General features: G+C 70.2%; 18 protein-coding genes and 1 pseudogene. 14 read left to right on the forward strand and 5 right to left on the reverse strand.

The genetic code is table 11. The annotated features are described in order from the left end of the window. Positions 1 to 155: 155 nt before the first annotated feature. From ACK1X7_RS01355 to ACK1X7_RS01380, 6 genes are all read left to right on the forward strand, one after another. Positions 156 to 1,124 (forward strand): LysR family transcriptional regulator, encoded by a 969-nt coding sequence (locus tag ACK1X7_RS01355; RefSeq protein WP_398159182.1) that lies wholly within the window; start codon positions 156 to 158, stop codon positions 1,122 to 1,124. 230 nt (positions 1,125 to 1,354) lie between these two features. Beyond that, positions 1,355 to 1,657, forward strand: coding sequence for a hypothetical protein (locus ACK1X7_RS01360; RefSeq protein WP_390794218.1), 303 nt, complete (start codon positions 1,355 to 1,357; stop codon positions 1,655 to 1,657). Between the two features lie 45 nt (positions 1,658 to 1,702). After that, a complete protein-coding gene (locus tag ACK1X7_RS01365; RefSeq protein ID WP_398159183.1) occupies positions 1,703 to 2,659 on the forward strand; it encodes a MerR family transcriptional regulator in 957 nt (318 codons plus the stop codon). An 82-nt stretch (positions 2,660 to 2,741) separates the two neighbouring features. Beyond that, positions 2,742 to 3,386 (forward strand): FMN-binding negative transcriptional regulator, encoded by a 645-nt coding sequence (locus tag ACK1X7_RS01370; RefSeq protein WP_413114530.1) that lies wholly within the window; start codon positions 2,742 to 2,744, stop codon positions 3,384 to 3,386. Between the two features lie 150 nt (positions 3,387 to 3,536). Next, the gene (locus tag ACK1X7_RS01375; RefSeq protein ID WP_413114531.1) at positions 3,537 to 3,770 is read left to right on the forward strand and encodes a hypothetical protein; all 234 of its coding nucleotides are present in this window, start codon (positions 3,537 to 3,539) and stop codon (positions 3,768 to 3,770) included. Positions 3,771 to 3,922: 152 nt separating this feature from the next. After that, entirely contained in the window at positions 3,923 to 4,330 is a 408-nt protein-coding gene (locus tag ACK1X7_RS01380; protein ID WP_385151203.1) for a hypothetical protein, read from the forward strand. Between the two features lie 83 nt (positions 4,331 to 4,413). Here the strand turns inward: ACK1X7_RS01380 and ACK1X7_RS01385 are convergent, their stop codons facing one another. The 3 genes from ACK1X7_RS01385 to ACK1X7_RS01395 form a co-directional block, all read right to left on the reverse strand. Then, entirely contained in the window at positions 4,414 to 6,483 is a 2,070-nt protein-coding gene (locus ACK1X7_RS01385) for a glycoside hydrolase family 31 protein (protein WP_385151200.1), read from the reverse strand. Between the two features lie 375 nt (positions 6,484 to 6,858). After that, on the reverse strand, positions 6,859 to 7,512 hold the full coding sequence (locus ACK1X7_RS01390) for a response regulator (RefSeq protein WP_385151197.1): 654 nt from the start codon (positions 7,510 to 7,512) through the stop codon (positions 6,859 to 6,861). Further along, positions 7,509 to 8,702 (reverse strand): sensor histidine kinase, encoded by a 1,194-nt coding sequence (locus ACK1X7_RS01395; protein ID WP_385151194.1) that lies wholly within the window; start codon positions 8,700 to 8,702, stop codon positions 7,509 to 7,511. The genes ACK1X7_RS01390 and ACK1X7_RS01395 overlap by 4 nt, the downstream gene beginning before the upstream one ends. Before the next feature lie 224 nt (positions 8,703 to 8,926). Here ACK1X7_RS01395 and ACK1X7_RS01400 point away from each other — a divergent pair, with 224 nt between their 5' ends. Continuing rightward, a complete protein-coding gene (locus tag ACK1X7_RS01400) occupies positions 8,927 to 9,790 on the forward strand; it encodes an SDR family NAD(P)-dependent oxidoreductase (protein WP_385151191.1) in 864 nt (287 codons plus the stop codon). Between the two features lie 32 nt (positions 9,791 to 9,822). On the opposite strand, the gene ACK1X7_RS01405 is transcribed toward ACK1X7_RS01400, so the two are convergent. Next, positions 9,823 to 10,728, reverse strand: coding sequence for a TetR/AcrR family transcriptional regulator (locus ACK1X7_RS01405; RefSeq protein WP_385151188.1), 906 nt, complete (start codon positions 10,726 to 10,728; stop codon positions 9,823 to 9,825). Positions 10,729 to 10,800: 72 nt separating this feature from the next. Between ACK1X7_RS01405 and ACK1X7_RS01410 the strand changes: the two genes are divergently transcribed. Together ACK1X7_RS01410 and ACK1X7_RS01415 are read left to right on the forward strand one after the other, a co-directional pair. Next, positions 10,801 to 12,975, forward strand: a complete 2,175-nt coding sequence (locus tag ACK1X7_RS01410) for an alpha-L-rhamnosidase C-terminal domain-containing protein (RefSeq protein WP_413114532.1) — start codon at positions 10,801 to 10,803, stop codon at positions 12,973 to 12,975. Positions 12,976 to 13,151: 176 nt separating this feature from the next. Continuing rightward, positions 13,152 to 13,259: pseudogene (locus tag ACK1X7_RS01415) on the forward strand (LacI family DNA-binding transcriptional regulator); the annotation flags it as partial. Between the two features lie 192 nt (positions 13,260 to 13,451). On the opposite strand, the gene ACK1X7_RS01420 reads toward ACK1X7_RS01415, so the two are convergent. Continuing rightward, positions 13,452 to 14,495, reverse strand: coding sequence for a LacI family DNA-binding transcriptional regulator (locus ACK1X7_RS01420; RefSeq protein WP_390794213.1), 1,044 nt, complete (start codon positions 14,493 to 14,495; stop codon positions 13,452 to 13,454). A 261-nt stretch (positions 14,496 to 14,756) separates the two neighbouring features. Between ACK1X7_RS01420 and ACK1X7_RS01425 the strand changes: the two genes are divergently transcribed. Genes ACK1X7_RS01425 through ACK1X7_RS01445 form a run of 5 tightly spaced genes read left to right on the forward strand, consistent with a single transcriptional unit; the run spans position 14,757 to position 20,002 of the window. After that, positions 14,757 to 15,905 (forward strand): Gfo/Idh/MocA family protein, encoded by a 1,149-nt coding sequence (locus tag ACK1X7_RS01425; protein ID WP_385151179.1) that lies wholly within the window; start codon positions 14,757 to 14,759, stop codon positions 15,903 to 15,905. Continuing rightward, positions 15,902 to 16,825, forward strand: coding sequence for a PmoA family protein (locus ACK1X7_RS01430; protein ID WP_385151176.1), 924 nt, complete (start codon positions 15,902 to 15,904; stop codon positions 16,823 to 16,825). Before ACK1X7_RS01425 ends, ACK1X7_RS01430 begins: the two co-directional genes overlap by 4 nt. Continuing rightward, positions 16,819 to 18,201, forward strand: coding sequence for an ABC transporter substrate-binding protein (locus tag ACK1X7_RS01435; protein ID WP_413114533.1), 1,383 nt, complete (start codon positions 16,819 to 16,821; stop codon positions 18,199 to 18,201). The genes ACK1X7_RS01430 and ACK1X7_RS01435 overlap by 7 nt, the downstream gene beginning before the upstream one ends. Then, positions 18,198 to 19,169 (forward strand): carbohydrate ABC transporter permease, encoded by a 972-nt coding sequence (locus ACK1X7_RS01440; RefSeq protein ID WP_385151170.1) that lies wholly within the window; start codon positions 18,198 to 18,200, stop codon positions 19,167 to 19,169. Before ACK1X7_RS01435 ends, ACK1X7_RS01440 begins: the two co-directional genes overlap by 4 nt. Further along, positions 19,166 to 20,002 carry a carbohydrate ABC transporter permease gene (locus ACK1X7_RS01445; RefSeq protein ID WP_078638168.1) on the forward strand — a complete coding sequence of 279 codons (837 nt, stop codon included), beginning with the start codon at positions 19,166 to 19,168 and terminating at the stop codon, positions 20,000 to 20,002. Before ACK1X7_RS01440 ends, ACK1X7_RS01445 begins: the two co-directional genes overlap by 4 nt. Positions 20,003 to 20,005 lie beyond the last annotated feature (3 nt).

A 20,005-nucleotide genomic window follows, 5' to 3' on the forward strand; every position in this document is an offset into this window, starting at 1 on the left:
AGAACCTCTCGACGGTGGAAGGAAGGCGGGTGGAAGAAGGGCGGGTGGGGGGAGCGGGATGCTCCGAGGTTGTTCGACTGTGACGCCCGCCCTGGTGTGCGTTCAAGCACCAATGACGCAGACCGGTTCTGCGGAAATGCAGATACGGTGTGCTGGTGCATCCCCGTTCCCGGCCGGCCGACGAGAGCCCGGCACCGCGTCCGGCGGCCGGCCGCGGCCCGGTCGATCCGCGCAGACTTCGCGCGGACGATCTGCGCTACCTGCTCGCGGTCGCCCGTACCGGGCGTCTGGTGGCCGCCGCCGACGCGCTCGGGGTGGATCACACCACCGTGTCCCGCCGTATCGCCGCGCTGGAGAAGAGCCTCGGCCTCCGGCTGATGGAGCGGGGCGCGGAAGGATGGGCCCTGACGGAGACCGGGAAGCAGGTCTCGGAGAGCGCACGCGCGATCGAGGACGCGCTCGCCCGGGTCGCCGACGCGGTGTCCGGGCAGGGCGTACGGTCACTGCGCGGCACCGTGCGCGTCAGCGCGCCCGACGGCTTCGGCACCGTCTTCGCCGCGTCCGCCCTGGCCCGGGTGCGACGGCACCACCCCGGGCTTCAGGTTGAACTCATCACGGCCACACGGCAGTTGACCCTCCATCCGTCCGGCTTCGATCTCGCCCTGGCGATCGGCGGATCGCCGGGCGGCCGCCTGGTGACCGAGCACCTCACCGACTACGCGCTGGGGCTGTACGCCAGCGATGAGTACCTCGCCCGGTGCGGGTCCCCCGAGGCCCTCGCCGACCTGCGGGATCACGCGCTCATCTTCTACATCGAGTCGATGCTCCAGGTCGGCGATCTCGACATCGAACGCCATCTGCCGGGCGCCACCCCGGCGTTTTCCTCCACGAACGTGTTCGCCCAGCTCGAAGCCACCCGCCTGGGAGCGGGCATCGGTGTGCTGCCGGCCTTCCTCGCCCGCAGGGAACCGCTGCGTCGGCTGCTGGCCGACGAGGTCGACATCCGACTGCCGATCACCCTGGCCGTGCGGCGGGAAGCGGTCACCCACCCGGCGGTGGGCGCGGTGCGCGACGCACTGCGGCGGGAGGTCGCCGACCGCACCGCCGAACTGCTCGCGGAGTGAACCCGCCCGGGTTCCGGCAGCCGGGGCCCGGCGATCACGCGGCCGCCGCGGCGCATGGATTCCCGCACACCCGTTGACGTTGCCCCCGAGGGCAGGGCTTGGCGTCCAGCCATCGCGCTGATCCACCACCACCCGCGTCCCCCGCGGCACGGCCGCCGACGGCCCGCCCATCGGCGGCCTGGCCATCGGCGGCCGGCCCGCCGGCAAACGGGCGCCCTTGAAGTGGGGCTGTGCCCGGCGCCCTGATCACCTCCGCGGCGGCGCTATCGAAGATCGTCCTCGCGCCCGTGCTCAGCTACCTGGTGGTCGCCCACGGCTGGCGGTCAGCGTTCGCCGTGGGCTATTCCCGGCTCGAAGATGGATCGTCGATACGGCGGACTCCCCCTGCCTCCGGCTACGCGCTGACCTTCCAGGTCCTCGGCGCCGTCGCGGTGGTCGGCGCGATCACGGCGTTGCTCACCGTGAACCCGCCCCGTGATGCCCGGCGCGTCCTGGCGAGCCGGATCGAGCGAGCGGGCCGGACCGGCGCTTGACCTTGACCCCGGGGGCAAGGTCTAGCGTTGATTGAGGTGAACGGCATGAAGATCAGTGAACTCGCACGTCGGGCCGGTGTGACGACCAAGGCGGTGCGCTACTACGAATCGCTGGGGTTGATCACACCCGAGCGCCTGTCCAACGGCTACCGGAACTACACCGAGGACGATGTGCGCCTCGTGCGTGAGATCAGGACCCTCCACCGGCTGGGCATCCCCGTCGAGCGCACCCGGCCGTTCCTGGAGTGCCTAGCCGCCGGACGCCCGTATGCCGACGACTGCCCGGCCTCGCTGGCGAGCTATCGGGAGGCCATCGACGAGCTCACCGACCGCATCGAGGTCCTGACCGCCCGCCGCGCGACACTGATCGACAACCTCAATGCCGCCGCCCACCGAGGCAGCGGCGTCGGACCACCCGAGGAGACCGGAAGGGACAGCCAGGAGTACCTGACCCTGCCCGCGGACCTGCCCGTCCCCGAGGACGACGGCGCCGCGGATCATCTGCCCGGCACCAAGCTGCCGCGCATCGTCCTGCGGAACACGGCGGACAAGCCGATCCGGCTGGACGCGCTCGGCCCCCGCCGTACCGTGATCTACATCTACCCCCTCACCGGCCGCCCCGGCACCGACCTGCCCGAGGGCTGGAACTCCATCCCCGGGGCCCGCGGCTGCACCCCCGAGACCTGCGGTTTCCGCGACCACTTCCAGGACCTCCTCGAAGCCGGCGCCGGCCGGGTATTCGGGTTGTCCAGCCAGGACACCGACTACCAGAACGAGGTTGTGGAACGGCTGAGGCTGCCGTTCGGCATGCTCTCCGACCCGGACCTCAGCCTGGCCGACGGCCTCGGCCTGCCCACCTTCGAGGCGGACGGGAGACGGCTGTTCAAGCGGCTCACCCTCATCGTCCGCGACGGAGTGACCGAGCACGCCTTCTATCCGATCTTCCCGCCGAACGAACACGCCCAACAGGTCCTGACCTGGCTGCGCGAGAACCCCCTCTAGGGCCGGGCACAAGCACCCGAGCCCTATGCCTCACCACACGCACAACCACCCCGTCCATCGCCATGCGCACGAAAGGCCGACCATGTACGTCCCCGAACACTTCGTTCCCGACGAGGCCGCGGTCCGTGACCTGCTGACCAACCACGGCGCGTCCGACCTGATCACCCTGACTCCGCAGGGCCTGATGGCCACCCTGCTGCCCTTCGAGTACGACCCGGACGCCGGGGAGAACGGGGCCCTCATCGGGCACCTGGCGCGCGGCAACGACCAGTGGCGGGAACCGGCCCAGGGCGAGGCCATGGTGATCGTCCGCGGGCCCGAGGCGTATGTGACGCCGTCGTGGTACCCGACCAAGGCCGAGCACCACCGCGTGGTGCCGACCTGGAACTATATGATCGCACACGTGTACGGGCGGCTCGTCGTGCACGACGACCCGGTCTGGATCGAGGCGCAGATCCGCCGTCTGACCGACCGGCATGAAGCCAACTTCGCCGAGCCCTGGTCCGTCGACCAGGCCCCGGCGAAGTTCATCGAGCGGCAACTGCGCGCCGTCGTCGGTGTCGAGGTGGTCATCAGCCGTGTCGAGGCCAAGTTCAAGCTCAGCCAGAACCAGCCGCGGGAGAACGTCGAGGGCGTCATCTCGGGCCTCGAAGCCCGCGGCCGGGCCGACGACGGCGCGGTCGCCGCGGCGGTGCGTGCCCACAACCCGCACTCCACCACCTCCTGACCACCGCCGCACGACGGCTTGTACCGCCGCGTCGGCACCGCGTGCCGGCGCGGCCCCGAGAGGACCCCCGGCGCCCATTCCGCACCCTTGTCGCCCGTCTCGCGGCCGCCGGCGTCGATTCGATCGGCGCACTCGGCTGGCGTGCCGGTCATGGTGCGTACCGGCGCACTGCGCACCGCGCGGGTCAGCCCTCCTGCCGAGGACGCGCAGAAGGCGGGCGCGTCCGCGGTCCTGCTCGCCCCATTGACCTATCAGGCCCGCACGGACGACGAGGTGTTCGGCCTTTACGAGGACGTCAGCCGTGAGCTGCCGAGCCCGCGACGACATCCGCTGCCGGTTCGGCGAGGATTCTGCCCGGACTGGCGATGTCGTCACCGGCCATGACGACGGCCGCCCGCGTGGATGTCGATCGCGCCTCGGGACGCGGAGGATGGCGCAATACGTCATGGTCGCGACAACTTCTCCACCGGGAGACTGAACCGGCCGAATCAGTTGAATCGCCCACCATCTGCCCTTCCTCAGCAGCGGGAGACAGTATGCGTACGCAGATCGCCGCAGGTCTCTGTGTCACGGTTGTGGCCGCCGGAATGCTCCTCGCCCCCTCCGGAGCCGTCGCACGGACGGCCGCCCCCACCGCTTCATTCGACATCTCCGACGCGACCACCTACACGAGGGGTGTGGTGACCTGGAACGACCGGTCCGTCACCGTGACCGGGGAACACTCTTCCCCGAGCGCGGACGACTGCCGGGCCACCTGGGTCTATACCTTCGACATCGCCAGGAACAGACTGGGTTCCAAGGGCATGGGCTTCGTGTGCGACCGCACCGCCACCTACGACTTCACCGTCCCCGCAGACACGGACGGCGGAGCCGACCTGGTCACGGTCTGCCTCGACGACCATGCCCTCAACGATCTGAAGTGTGACTCCTTCTCCAAGCCCTGACCCACGGGCTGTCGGTGGACACGGTCCCATGCCTGGCCGCGAAGACCGGGCCGATCCTCGATACGCCGATTTCACCTCGGTGGTCACCTCGAAGACGTGCCGGAGCCCGTGGCCGGGGCCTCGTCGCGCTTCAGGGCCTTGATGGCCTTGGCGGCGCCCTTGGCCTTGAGGTTGACGAATGCCGGGGTGACGCCGAGCGGCGCCGCGTACCCCTTGAGGTTCTTGGGGCCGTGGATCACCGTGCCATGGTTGACGTCGTACCAGGTGCCGGACGGCAGATGGACGGTGCGGGTGGTGCCGGTGCTCAGCTTGGGTGCGGCGAGTACGGCCGGACCGAGCATCCACTCGTCGGTGACGGTGTAACTCTCCTTGTCCTTCGGGTAGTCGAAGAACAGGGGGCGCATGATCGGGTCGCCGGTCCTCAGGGTGCTGCGGACCTGATCCCAGATGTACGGGGCGAGCTTCTCGTGCGTCTCGATCGCCTGCCGGTACAGGTCGACCGTCTCCTGGTCGTAGTCCACCTTCTGGCCGGTGGTGGTGTCATTGGTGTCCACCGGTGATGTCGAGGCGTACATCAGCGGCATCAGCGAGGCGGACTGCGCCCATCGCACCAGTACATCCTTGGACGGCGGGGGCTGGCTGCTCGAACCACCGATCATGTCGGACTCGACGAACGGGTAGCCGATCGTGGAGATCGCCAGGTTCTGGGTGGTGGCCGCTTGCAGGGAGTCCCAGCCGGTCCCCTTGTCGACCTGGCGGGTGACGAAGCCGGCTTCGTGGGCCGTCCGGTTCCAGTGCACCCGGATGCCCGCGCCCTGGAGGTCGAACTCGTCGGCGAGCCGCGTGCCGAGCTCCTGGTAGTCCGTGGCCTGGTGCCCCTCGTGCGGCGCGCACTTCTCGTCGAAGAAGCGGGTGTCGAACTTCAGCCCGTCGACATCGTAGGTGTCCATGAGCTTCTTGAGGTTGCCCTCGTACCAGCCCTTGGCGTCGGGGTTCGCCAGGTCGATGATCCCGGCCCGACCGTTCCACCAGGTCACTTCGCACGGCTTGCTCGTGTCCTTGGCGTCCATGAGCAGATAGCCGTGGTCGGCCGCGTACTGGTAGTTGGCGGAGTCCAGGTTGATCCACAGAGTGACCCAGAGGCCGAAGTCGAACCCCATGTCGTGGATCTTTTCGGACATACCCTTGGGATCGGGGAAGGTCGTGGGATCCCAGGTCAGATTGCCGTAGTTCGACTCCCACTTGTCGTCGAGCTGGATGGTGTGCCCGTCAAGGCCGTTGTCGTGGAGATCGGTGGCGTAGTCGAGCAGTTTCTCCTGGTCGACCTTGGTGTAGAACTGCGCCCACGAATTCCACAGCGGCTTGGCGTACTGCTCGTAGGTGGCATCGCTCTTGCTCGGCTTGCCGACGATGCCGATGTAGTCGCGGTAGACCTCCAACGGGGTCGACTCGACGAACACGGTGGCCTTGTAGGTGTCGGACGATTCGACGGTGAAGGTGCCGAGGCCGTCCCCGCCCTTGTTGAGCGCCACGTCCATGACGTCCCCGGTGTCGACATGGAGGCCGGTCGACTTGGAGGTGTACCAGAACGGGTCGATCATGTTGTACGAGGCCGGGCCGAAGGTTTGGTGGTCGACCTCGCCGGTGTCGAGCGGCCAGGGCTGGTTGACGCCGGGGCCACCCTGCGGGGTCTCCGCCTCGCCGTGGCCGTACCAGTGGCCGCCCGATGACAAGTCGTAGGCGAGGCCGAGTTGGTCGGGGCTGCCGCCCTCGACATCCCAGTCGAGCTGGTAGCGGTCCGTGGTGGGCGTCAGCCGCGCGGTGACGGTGGCGCCGTCGAGTGTGGTGTCCGCGGTGAGGGTGAGGACGCCGTCCTTCCATCTCCAGTCGGTGACCTCGGTCGCGTGCTGCCAGTGGCCCGCGGACCGGAAGCGCAGGCCCCCCGTGTCACCGCGCGCGGTGCCGAGCGCGACTTCACCGGCGCGCCGGGTGGTGAGGGCGAGCTCATCGGTGGCGATGTCGACGGTGTAGCCGGGGGCCTTCCTGGTGGCCGGCACGGACACGGCGAGGACACCGGGGTCTTCGGTCACCGTCGCCCGGGCAGCGGGGTCCGCCTGCGCCGGTGTGGCGAGGGGACCGGCCACGGACGGCATGAGCGTCAGGATGAGAGCAGCGGCCGGGAACATGACAAGATTACGGGCTTTGCGCGTTCTGCGCGGGCGGGTGCGCACTCACGTCCTCCTGCGGGCTGGCATGATGTCGTGTGGCTGCACTGCAAAATCTTGATGATTTCCGCTCATGTTCGAGCGGTAACCATCATCTGTCAACACTCGCCTCCACGATTTCCCGGCTTCACCATCGGTCCCCGTCACGCCTGTTGGCAGGGGACTCTCCGAGGCTGCGAGCGCCTTCACCAGGCAGCGAACCAGGAAGGGCAATGGTAAATTCTGCGTGAACCACGCCCGTTTCAAGCGGTTTCGCTCCCCCAGTGGGTCGAGTGCGCGGTGCGGACCGGGTTCGCGGAAGGGTCAGTCCGCAGTGATGCCGGCCCGGACGGCGAGGACGGCGAGGCGGATGCGGTTGTCTCGGCCCGTCTTCGTCATCAGGCTCGCCACGTGTGTCTTCACCGTGGTGACCCCCAGGTGCAGCCGGTCGGCGATCTCCTTGTTGGACAGGCCCACGCCGAGCAGGCCGAGTACCTCCCGCTCGCGCGGGGTGATGGCCGGCGCCGGGATATCCGGTCCGGTGTCGGAGGCGGAACGAGTGCGGACCGCTTGGGCGACAATGCGGTCCAGGGTGTCCCGGCTGAAGGGCGCCTCCCCGTCAGCGGCCCGGCGTACGGCGTTGAGGAGTTCGGCGGGTGGGGTGTCCTTGACGAGGAAACCGCAAGCTCCGGCGCCGAGCACCGGATACAGGTGATCGTCGTCGTCGAACGTGGTGAGGGCGACGACCCGGGCAGCGGGGCGGGCGGCCAGGATCCGGCGGGTGGCCGTGATGCCGTCCATGCCGGGCATTCTCAGGTCCATGAGGACTACGTCCGGAGTGAGGCGTTCAGCCAGTCGTACCGCCTCCGCACCGTTGTCCGCCTCGCCCAGGATCTCGATGTCCTCAGCCTGTTCGAAGAGCATGCGCAGCCCCATGCGGACAAGCTGCTGGTCGTCGACGACGAGGACGCGGATCACGGCTGGGGCTCCAAGGTGGGTGCGATGGCGGGCAGTTGGGCCGTGAGCCGCCAGCCCCGGGCCGTGGGTCCCGCATCGAGTCGGCCGCCGAGCAGGTCCACACGTTCGCGCATGCCGGTCAGCCCGTGTCCGGAAGGGCCCGGGGCCGGTGGTCGGGCCCTTCCGGCCCCATCGTCGTGGATCGTCACGTGTATGACGTCGTCGGCCACCCGCACGGCGAACTCGGCGTGTGCGCCCGGCCCGGCGTGCTTTGCCGCGTTGGCCAGGCCCTCCTGGGCCAGGCGGAGCACGGCCAGGCCGCGTACCGCGTCGAGCCGTCCGACACCGGGGTCCACGGAAGCGGTGACGGCCAGGCCGGTGCGGCGGCTGCGCTCCACGACCGACTCCAGGGCGGCCGGCAGTGCCCCGGGCGTGACCAGGGAGCCGGTGTCGGGGCCGGCACCGTCCGGGATGCGTAGTACGGCCACCAGGCGGCGCAGATCGGCCAGTGCCGCGTTGCCACTGGAGTGCAGGTCGTCGAGGACGTCGGTGATCCGCGGGTCGGTGGTGCTGGTGGCGGCGACGACATGTCGGGCGACTCCGACCCGCAGCACCATGGAGGAGACGTGGTGCGCCACAAGGTCGTGCAGCTCGCGCGCAATGGCGGTGCGCTCCGCCGCGCGGGCGGCCAACATCTGTTGCTCCGCGCGGAGCTCCTGCTGTTCCGCGTGCTCGCGGGCGTGGCGTGCGGCGTTGCGGGTCACTCGCACGTACGCGCCCATGAGCAGCGGCAAGCCTGCGACGATGCCCATCTTGTAGAGCACCGAAAGGGCGTCGCCGGGCAGATCGGCTAGGCGGTTCGCGGCGACGGCGAGTGCCAGTGCCGCCGTCCCGGCAGCGAGGCGGCGCGCGGACTGCCGTACCGCCAGCTCGAAGAGCGTCACGGCGGCCAGCGCCTTCAACGAGGAAACGACGCCCGTGCCCAGCGCGTGTGCGGCGACGAGCAGGCCCGACTGCGCCAGGAGCGCGCTGAACGTCCACTTGCCCGAGCCCAGGCACAGCACGAGCCCGGCCGTGGCCAGGCCCCAGTCCCGCGCCCCGGATGGCCGCTGCACCAGCAGGAAGTCACCGAGCAGGACGCCCGTGAGCACCAGGGCGCGTATGACGGCGAATCTCCTGTCGAACACAAGCTCGATCCAAGATCGGTTCACGCGGCCCACGATAGACGGACGCTGGTGTGCCGAGGGTCCTGCCTTGGGAGGAGGACAAGTCCTTCTACTGGTCGCGATGTCCGGCCTGCGGACGGAGTCGGGCACCAAGACGGGCTGCGAGTGTGATCGGCATGGATACGAACACGAACACGGACACCAACGCGCATACGAATTCAGCGGCCACGGGACGGAGGTCCCTCCTCGGTGGTGCGGTCGCCCTGGGCGTGGCGGGCGCGGCCTTCGGTACCACCGGCCACGCGGCCGGCGCTCAGTCCGGTTCCCGCACCAATCGCGGCCGCTTCGAGGGAAAGGCGGTGCTTATCACGGGTGCCACCTCGGGTATCGGCAGGGCGACGGCGAAGGCGTTCGCCGCGGCGGGCGCCCGGGTCGGATTCTGTGGCAGGCGAGCCGATTTGGGGCGCCAGGTGGAACGGGAGATCCGGGAGGCGGGCGGCGAAGCCAGCTACATCCAGGCCGATGTGAGGATAGCCGCCCAGGTGGAGAGTTTCGTGAACCGGGTCGCGAGCCGCTACGGCAGCATCGACGTGGCCTTCAACAACGCCGGCATCGGCAGCGGAAAGCTCCCCCATGAGATGAGCGTCGAGGAGTGGGATGACGTCCAGGCCACCAATGCCCGAGGCGTGTTCCTGGCGATCAAGTACGAGATTCCGCACATGCTCAGGGCGGCAGGCGGCGTCATCATCTGCACCTCGTCGTCGGCGGCCGAACAGGCGCGGCCGAACGGTGCCGCCTACTCCGCGAGCAAGCGGGCGGTGCAGGGCATCGTGAAGGCAGCAGCGCTCGCCTACGGGCCCAAGGGAATCAGAATCAACGCTCTGCTGCCCGGCACCACCGACACTCCCTTCGTCCGCCCGCCGAACATCCCGGACGCGGACTGGGCGAAGTACAAGCAGGCGTTCGGGCCACTGAACATCGATGGTCTCGAGCGGATGGCCCAGGCCGAGGAGATCGCGCACGCGGTGCTCGGACTGGCCTCCGACGACTTTCCGTACATGACGGGAGCGTCGGTCGCCGTGGACGGAGGAGCCACCGCCGGCCGGAAGATGATCCAGCCGAGTGGCGCCTGACGTCCGTTGCCTGTCCGAGAAGCCGCGGTTGGCTATGTGAGGCGACTGGTGCGGCGGGCTCGGTAGGCACGCTGGCGGCAGGCGTCGGAGCAGTAGGTGCGTGGGCGGCCGGTGGGAGCGGGGCCGGGAGCGGGGTTACCGCACTGCGGACACGGGATTTCGTAACGCTTTGACGTTTCGTCATGGCGTTGGGGCTGGTTCCGGACGAACGTCTCGATGCTGTCCAGCACGCGCTGGAGGCCGAATTCGAAACCGCGGTCGCGGGGGTGGTGGAGAGCACCGGCGGCGCGGAGGCTCGCCAGCACGGGGTAGCGGGCCGGGACGAAGATGGCGTCCCAGAAGTGGGCGCGGGCGGCCCTCCACTGTTCGTCGGTGACGCCGGAGTGCCGCTCGACGGCGGCCGCGTCGAGGGAGTCGCGGGCCGCGCCGCGAACGTAGGCGTCGAGCAGGTCGAACACGTTGGCCAGCGCCGTCGGGGGCAGGCCGGTGGCGGTGAGCACCCGCAGGACGGACTCGTACCAGGCGAAGCCGTTGGGGCCCAGGGCGGGACGCCCGGCCGGGAGGCGCAGGATCCAGGGGTGACGGTGGTAGAGGCCCCAGTCGGCGCGGGCGGACAGCTCCAGCCTGGTCCGCCAGTCACCGGGGGCGGCGTCGGCCGGGGGGACTTCGCCCATCACCGTGTCCGTCATGAGGTCGAGCAGTTCGGCCTTGCCGGGCACATACCGGTAGAGCGACATCGTGGTGCAGCCGAGCCGTTCGGCGATCCGGCGCATGGACACGGTGGCCAGCCCTTCGGCGTCGGCCATCCCGACGGCGGTGCGCACGATCTGCTCCAGGGTGAAGGCGGGGCGGCGGCCCCGCTTCGGTCGCTCACCCAGGCCCCAGAGCAGTTCCAGTCCGCGCACGGCGCTCGTGTCCCGGTCGTGGCCGGATTCCATCCGCCGTCACCCCGTCTGACATTGACCATCACTCAGCGTATGCGTACAGCATAGACAATGAAAACGAACCGAATGACTCGTTCGACTGTGGTCCTCGCCTGCCTCGCCGCGACCCTCTCCGGGACTCTCGCCGCCGGGCCCCAGGACCGGGCAGTGGCCCTGTCCCGGGAGCCGGTGGTCCTGGACCCGGCCTGGCGGCAGCAGGTGCACAACGTCCCCGGCACGTTCGTACGGCCCGAATCGGTGACGGTGGAGGGGGACGGAGGCACGGTCACCGGCGCCGACGGGGTGTTACGGGAGGGGGGTGCGGCGGCGACTCTCACCACGACCGCGCCGCGGGGCGCGCGACTGGTGATCGACCTCGGCGTACTGGCCGGAGGATATGTCGAGTTGGGGGTCCGGCGGGCGTCGGGCGCGCCGGTCAGAGCGTCGTACGCGGAGGCACGCCGGTACCTCACCCCGGACGGGGACGCCGATCCCGATCCCGGCGGCTTCTTCCACCAGGGCCGGTCCCTGGGCACCGACGACGATCCCGACGGACGAGCGGATGTCTACGCCCCGCCGAGTACGTCCACCGTGCTGCGCAGCCCCGGTCTGCGCGGCTCCCAGAGGTACGTCGCGATCACGCTGGACGGGCCCGGCTCGCTCACCCTGGACTTCGTACGGGTGCGGCAGACCACCTTCCCCGGCGCGTACGACGGGCACTTCCTCTCCAGCGACCCGGTGCTCAACCGGGCCTGGTACGCGAGCGCGTACGGCCTGGACCTGTCAACCGCGCGTGGGCGCCGTACCGCCGCGGGGCGAGCACGGCCCTGGGTCGTCATGGACGGCCCCAAACGGGACCGAACCGTCTACGCGGGCGACGTCCAGTTGGTGGCCCTGGCCGCTTACCAGCAGGGCGGTGCGTACCGCCGCGTACTGCGCGACACCCTCAACCTGTTCGCCTGCCAGCAGCGGCCCGACGGCACGCTTCCGGCGACCAGCCTGATCGACGTGCCGTGCGAGCCCGGCAACCCCGGACCGCCGGACGGATCGCCGGCCGGGTTCGAACCACCGGGCCAGGCCGGAAAGGTCAGGCTCGACAGCTTCACCCTCCTGTGGGTCGTCAGCGTGGCCGACTACCTGCGCTTCACCGGGGACAGTGCCTTCGTGAAATCGTTGCTGCCCGTCGCGCGCCGCGCCCTGCGCTTCTTCGGTGAACGCGCCTCGGACACGGACGGCGGGCTGTTCCGGACCGCCGATTACGACGGGCTGGCCGCGCAGAACTGGCACACCCCGGACCGGGCAGCGGGCATCGACGCCACCACCAACGCCGCGTACTACGCGGCCCTGCGCTCATTGGCCCGGCTGACGCGGTCCGTGGCGGGCGATCGGGATGCCGCGGCGGCGCTCGACCGCCGGGCGGACCGGGTCCGGGCCGCGCTCCTCACCAGGATGTGGGACCCGGCGGCGGGGGCCATGACGCTCAACACCGATGACCCGCGCCACGACCACACCGCCGACGCGAACGCCGCCGCCCTCGCCTTCGGGGTGCTGGACCGCGAGCGGGCCCGCCGTGCCATCGCGTATCTGGACACCCGACTCAGCGGGCCGTACGGCACGCTCACCACCCGGCACACCGACAACCCGTACATGACGCGGTACATCTCCCCGTATGTGATGGCCCAGGAGAGCCTTGGCCGGTTCCGCTACGGCGACGGCGCCGGAGCGCTCCGCCTGATCCGCACCGCATGGGGCCACATGATCCGCAAGGGTCCCGGAACACCTTGGGAGGAGGTCGGCCCCGACGGGGAGCCGGCCGTCCCCCGGCCCGGCACGTCGGTGACCTGGGGCGGGCATGTCGGTATGGCCCACGCCTGGAGCACCGCGGTGCCCGCGCTGTCGATGGACGTGCTCGGCATCCGGCCACTTGGTGACGGCTATCGCAGGTGGGCGGTGGAGCCCGATCCGGTCGACCTGGACTGGGCACAGGGCGACGTGCCGGTGCCGGCGGGCACGATTTCCGTACGGTGGCGGCGCGGAGCGGGGGACGACTCGTTCGTCCTCACGGTCCGGGCGCCGAAAGGTACGGCCGGCCGGGTCTCCGTGCCGCTCCTCCGCAAGGACCGCACCATCGCGGTGGACGGCCGGATCGCCTGGCGCAACGGCCGCCCGGCGGGGGAAGCGGGCCGAGGCGCCCATCGCGCAGGCGACGCGATCGTCTTCGAGGGAGTGAGCGGAACCCGTACGTTCGCCTGGGCTGAATAGCGGCCATGGCGGCGGGCGTGCCGGCTGGCTGATGGTCGGTGGGGCTGCGGCCGGGCGCCGCGGCGGGCGCGGGCCAGACTCCCGTCGTGGCGGAAGGGGCGTGGTGAGCTGTGCGCGGACGGCTTTCCGGCGCGGGTGCGGACTCCGCGACGCGCGGTTCCGCGACCTTGCGTGATGTGGCCGCCCTCGCCGGTGTCTCGGCGAGCACGGTGTCGAGCGTGGTCCGCGGCCGCGGGAACGTCCGGGAGGAGACCCGGCAGCGGGTGCGGGAGGCGATCGACGAGCTCGGGTACGCAGACGCACGGCGATGTGCGGCGGCGGGCGGCGCCGCATCGCCGCCCTGGCCCCCGGCGAGGTGCTGCCCGCGGAGAGCGACGAGCGCGCGGCTGAGCGCCCGTGCCCGAGGGGCCGTCCTTCGGCCGGCGGCCCCTCGGTCCGGATCAGCGAAGAGTCGGTCCGGATCAGGGAAAAAGCGGTCAGGGGAAAAGCTGCTGGCGCCCGCCGTTCGTGGATTCCCGGGCGTGCAGCCAGTGCGGAGCCGTATGCACCTCGAACGGCAGGGGCACGTCCGAGCGGATGCGGGCCGCCAGGCACTTCACGGCCAGTGAGGCGATGGCGGTCTTGTCGGGGACCACGGAGGTGAGGGACGGCGTGCTGTAGAGCGCCTCGTCGGAGCCGTCGATGCTGGCCACGGCGACGTCGTCCGGGATGCTCAACCCCGCCTCGAACAGGGCGCGTTGGGCGCCGACGGCCAGCAGATCGCTGAAGCAGAAGACCGCGTCGGGGCGTACGCCGGCCGGCAGGGCGGCCAGGGCGCGCATCGCCAGCAGGCCGTTGCGCCGGTCGAACTCCTTGATGGCGGGCGCCAGCCGGGGGTCGTAGGTCACCCCGGCCTCGTGCAGGGCGAGCTGGAAGCCCTCCAGGCGCTGCCGGCTGGTCGCCGACGCCTGCTGGTCCACGCCGATGGCGGCGATCCGCGTACGGCCGAGGCCGGCCAGGTGGGCGGTGGCGTCGCGCGCCGCCGCCACGTTGTCGATCAGGACGTGGTCGGCCCCCACCTGGTCGCGCTCGTAGCTGCGCTCGCCGAGCAGCACCAGCGGGAACTCGTTGGCCACGGCGGCGAGTTCGTCGGGCGAGACACGCAGGGGCGACAGGATCACACCGTCCAGCAGCGACGCGCCGACGCCGGTGGCCAGGCGCAGTTCCTCCGTCGCGTCGCCCAGCGTCTCCTCGATCAGGACGGTCAGGCCCAGCGGCGCGGCCTCCGCCCGAACGTGCTGGGCGAGTTCGGCGAAGTACGGCTTGGCCAGATCCGGGACGGCGAGGCCGATCAGGCCGCTGTGCCCGGTGCGCAGGCGGCGGGCCGACGGGTTCGGCCGGTAGCCCAGCTCGTGCACCGCCTTCAGCACGCGCTTCCGCGTGGCCTCGGATACGCGGGGAGCATCGCGTACAACGTTGGACACGGTCTTGATCGAGACCCCTGCCCGCTCCGCCACGTCCTTGAGTGTCACCGCGGCCACTGACCGACCTCCTCACCTGTGTTTCTCCGCATTATGCAGGGATCTCGGCGGGCTGTCAGCGCCGGGACGGCTCGGAATCCCGTTTCCGACAAGGGGTTGACCGTGGCGAGATTTCGCGGTTACAACGTTGGAACCAATCGATAGCAAGCGGTTGCTACCGGGGGCGTCACGAGGGCGGCCGACGGCTGTCCGTCGGCCGGTCCGGGCTGCCCGCCCATGCCCACGGCGCCGCGCTCACCGCACATCTCCGAGAGGGTCCGCATGTCTTCGCACCGCTCCACCACCCCACTGCGCACCGCCGTGGTCGGCACCGGGGGCATCGCGCGCTCCAGCCATCTGCCCGCGCTGCGCACGCTGGCCGACGCGGGCGAGGTGGAGATCGTCGCCGCCGTCGACGTCGACAGGGACGCGGTGCGCGCGTTCGCGGCCGGCGCCGGGATTCCGTACGCCTCGACGGACCTCGACGCGACCCTGGCCGAACTGCGCCCCGATCTGGTGGTGTTGTGCACACCGCCCGCCGTCCACCGCGACCAGGCGGTGACCGCGCTGAAGGCGGGCGCCTGGGTGTGGTGCGAGAAGCCGCCGTGCCCGTCCCTCGCCGACTTCGATGCCATCGAGGCGGCCGAGACGCCCGGGGGCGCGGGACCGTACGCCTCCATCGTCTTCCAGCACCGGTTCGGCTCCGGCGCGCGGCATGTGCGGCGACTGCTGCGGGAGGGGGCGTTCGGCCGCCCGCTCGTCGCCCACTGCCAGACCACCTGGTACCGGGACGCCGCCTACTACTCCGTTCCATGGCGTGGGCGGTGGGCGACCGAGGGCGGCGGGCCCGCCATGGGGCACGGCATCCACCAGACGGATCTGCTGCTGGATCTGCTGGGGCCCTGGAGCGAGGTGCGGGGGATGGCGGCGCGGCTCGTGCACGACGTCGAGACCGAGGACGTGTCCACGGCGCAGGTGAGGTTCGCCAGCGGCGCCGTGGCCACCGTGGTCAACAGCGTGCTGAGCCCCGACGAGGTCAGCCGCATCCGCATCGACTGCGAGCTCGCCACGATCGAACTGACCCACCTCTACGGCTACCGCAACGCGGACTGGCGCATCACCCCGGCCCCCGGTGTCCCCGAGGAGACCGTGGCCGCCTGGCGCGACTTCGGTACGGACGAGCCCAGTTCGCATCTGGCGCAGCTCCGTGCCCTGGTGACCGACATCAGGGCGGGACGGCGCCACGCGACCAGCGGCGCGGGCGGCCGGCAGACGCTCGAGTTCATCACCGCCCTGTACAAGTCCGCGTTCGCCGACACCCCGGTCCGCGCGGGGGAGATCGGCCCCGGCGACCCCTACTACACCGAGCTGCACGGCGGCGCCCAGGGCTGGGCGCCGGACACCACCGGCAAGGAAGAGGCCCCCGCATGACGCTCGCACTGACCCACGCCCACGGTGACCGCATCACCGTGGCGCACGAGGCGACCGGCACCGAACTGTTCGCCTACGTGTACCGCCCCGAAGCCCCGTGGGAGGCCCCCAAGCCGTATCTGCACCCGGTCCGGACCCTCTCCGGCGGACTCGTCACCGACTACCGCCCCAACGACCACCGCTGGCACAAGGGGCTCCAGCTCACAGCCTCCCATCTGTCGGGGCAGAACCTGTGGGGCGGGAACACCTATGTCCACGGCGAGGGGTATGTCGCGCTGCCCGAGCGGATCGGCTCGATGGCGCATGTCGCGTTCGAGGAGGTCTCCGCCGTGGACGACCGGGCCGTGATCGCCGAGCGCCTGACCTGGCATCCGTACGACGGTGAACTGTGGGCCGAGGAGGAGCGCCGCATCGAGGTGGGCGAGGTCGATCCGCGGGCCGGAAGCTGGTCGTTGACCTGGACCTCGGCGATCACCAACCGCCGGAGGGAACCGCTGCGTTTCGGCAGCCCCACCACTCACGGCCGCCCGGCCGCCGGATACACCGGCCTGTTCTGGCGGGGCCCGCGCGCCTTCCGCGACGGTCATGTCTTCACCGCCGAGGCGGACGGCGGCGACCTCATGGGCGGCCAGGCGCCCTGGCTGGCGTACGTCGGTGAGCACGACGGGCGCGACGGCCACGCCACGGTCGTCTTCGAGCACGCCCCGGCCAACGATCACGCGGGTGAGAAGGGGACGCACCCGGCGCACTGGTTCGTGCGCAGCGACCCGTTCGCCGCGGTCGCGCCGTCCTGGGCGTTCCATGAGGAGCTCGTCCTCGCCCCCGGCGACACCCTCTCCCGCGGCTACCGGGTGACCGTCGCCGACGGCGCCTGGGACCGCGAGCAGGTCAGCGCCCACCTGGGCAGGCAGACATGGTGAGCGCGGCGCACGACGGATTCTCCTCGACGGTCGGCGTGTCCCGGCCGCGCGACAAGGGCGGCCGCCTCCCGCACCCGAGCCGCCGGGCCGTCCTCGCGGTCGCCGCCATCGGCCTCAGCACCGCCCTGACCGGCACGCTCTCCGCGTGCTCCGCCGCGAGCGGCGACACGTCCGGCATCACCCTCCGATTCTCCTGGTGGGGCAACGACGACCGTGCCGCGCGCACCGAGAAGGTGATCCGCCTCTTCGAGAAGGAACACCCCGGTGTCACCGTGCGCACATCGAACGGCGACTTCGCCTCGTATCTCCAGAAGCTGGCAACGCAGGCCGCCGGTGGCGGTGTGCCCGATGTGGTCCAGCTCGACTACCGGCAGATCTCCCAGTACGCGGGCGGCAAGGCGATCATGCCGCTGGACGGTGTCATCAAGGACCGCACGATCCGTACGTCCGATATGGACAAGGACTTCCTGCGCACCGGCACCTACCAGGGCCGGCAGTTCGCCCTGCCCATGGGGCGCGGCATCACCGGATACGCCTACGACTCCGCCGTCTACCAGAAGGCCGGAATCCCGACGCCCCAGCCGAGTTGGACCTGGCAGGACTGGGCGAAGGCCAACAAGAAGATCGCCGCCCTGGGCATGAAGTCGCCCGACGGACGCCACTTCACCGGCGCCAACGACGGCGGCGGCAACGAGGACGTCTTCGAGACCTGGCTGCGCGGCCGCGGCAAGAACCTCTACGCGGACCAGACGAAACTCGGCTTCAATGAGGACGATCTGACCGCCTTCTGGTCGTTCCTCAACACACTCCGCGAAGAAGGCGCCATCGCCCAGGCCCGGGACACCGTGCAGGCCAAGAGCACCGAGACCAGCCCCATCGGCCGCCGCCTCGGGGCCGCCGACTTCACCTGGGACGCGCCGTTCCCCGGGTACACGGCCCTGCTCGGCGAGAACATCCACTTCGCGCCGGTGCCCACGACCGGCGGCCACCAGGGCACGTACTTCAAGCCGAGCATGCTCCTCGGCATCGGCTCGCAGAGCAAGCACCCCAAGGAGGCGGCCCAGTTGATCGACTTCCTCCTGAACGACCCACGGGCGGGCGACATCCTCGGCTTCTCCCGGTCCACCCCGCCCAACCGCAAGATCGCCGCCCGGGTCGCCAAGACGCTCGAGGGACCGGAGCGGGAGATCTACGACTACTCGCAGTCGATGGAGAAGTACGGCCTGGAGATCCCGCCGACCGCACCGCCGCCCGGCGATCTCGCGATCCAGACGGCGTTCAAGCGCATCCACCAGCGCATGATCTACGGGATGGCCACCCCGCGCGAGGCCGCCCGTGAACTCATCGACGAGGCGAACCGGGAGCTGGAGTCATGAGCACGGTCTCGACGACGAGGGCGCCGGCGCGCACCGTCCGCACGGCGGATCCGCGCCCGCGCAGGAGCAAGCGGCGCCAGGTGCGGGAACGGCAGTGGCCCGCCTATGTGTTTCTCTCCCCGTGGATGGTCGGCGCGGTCGTGCTGACCCTCGTGCCGATGGCCGTATCCCTGTATCTGTCGTTCACGGACTACAACCTGTTCGACCCGCCGCACTGGGTGGGCCTGCGCAACTACCGCGAGATGCTGACCGAGGACCCCCGCTACTGGCGGTCGGTCGGCACCACGATGCTGTACGTCGTCGTGGCCGTCCCGCTGAAGCTGGGCCTCGCCCTCGGCGTGGCGATGCTGCTGAAGAGCCTCAGCCGGGGCCGGGGCTTCTACCGCTCCGCGTTCTACGCGCCGTCGCTGCTCGGCGCGAGCATGTCCATCGCCCTGGTGTGGAAGGCGCTGTTCAACGACGGCGGCACCGTCGCCAACGTCCTTGACGCGGTCGGCATCCACACCGGCGGCTGGGTCGGCAACCCCCATCTCGCGGTGTACGGGGTCGTCCTGCTGACGGTGTGGCAGTTCGGCGCGCCCATGGTGATCTTCCTGGCGGGCCTCCAGCAGATCTCGCCCGACCTCTACGAGGCCGCGGCACTCGACGGCGCGGGCCGCTGGCGGCAGTTCATGTCCATCACCGTGCCGATGCTGTCCCCGGTCGTCTTCTTCAACCTGGTCCTGGAGGTCATCAACTCCTTCCAGGTCTTCACCCCGGCCTTCGCCATCAGCGGCGGCGACGGCGGACCCGCCGACTCCACGATGTTCTACACGCTGTACCTGTACGAGCGCGGCTTCACGGCCTCGCATATGGGATACGCGGCGGCGATGGCCTGGCTGCTGCTGATCGCCATCGGCGCGATCACCCTGATCCTGTTCCGGACCTCCCGGTCCTGGGTGTTCTACGCGGATGAGGAGGGCCGATGAACATCGCCACGAAGCGGTGGCTGCCGCACACCATCTCGGCCGCCGCGCTGCTCGTCCTGCTGTATCCGCTGGCCTGGCTGCTCGCCACCTCGCTGAAACCGGCCGACGAGGTGATGACGAGCCTCGATCTGTGGCCCAGCCATCTGGAGTGGTCGAACTACACGACCGCCCTGGACGGGGTCTCGGGTGTCACCGTCACCCATCTGCTCGGCAACACGCTGCTGATCGCGGGGGGCGCCGTCCTCGGCAACGTGCTGTCCTGCTCACTGGCCGCCTACGCCTTCGCCCGGCTGCGCTTCAGGATGAGCAAGGTGATGTTCGCCTTCATGGTGGCGACGCTGATGCTGCCGCACCATGTCGTACTGATCCCGCAGTACATCATCTTCAACCGGCTTGGTCTGGTGGACAGTTACTGGCCGCTGATCCTGCCGAAGTTCCTGGCCACCGAGGCGTTCTTCGTCTTCCTCATCGTCCAGTTCATGCGGGGCCTGCCACGCGAGCTGGAGGAGTCCGCGCGGATCGACGGCTGTGGTCCCTTCCGTACGTACTGGTCGATCACGCTGCCGCTGGCCCGGCCCGCGCTGATCACCACGGCCATCTTCACCTTCATCTGGACGTGGAACGACTTCTTCACCCAGATGATCTATCTCTTCGCGCCGGAGAAGTACACCATCACACTCGCCCTGAGCAGCTTCGTCGACCAGTCCAGCACCTCCGCGTACGGGCCCATGTTCGCCATGTCGGTGATCTCGGTGCTGCCGATCGTGCTGTTCTTCTTCGTCTTCCAGCGCTACCTGGTGCAGGGCATGGCCACGTCCGGACTGAAGGGGTGAGGC

Source organism: Streptomyces sp. CY-1 (genome assembly GCF_047218265.1).
In the GTDB taxonomy this organism is placed as follows: Bacteria; Actinomycetota; Actinomycetes; order Streptomycetales; family Streptomycetaceae; genus Streptomyces; species Streptomyces niphimycinicus.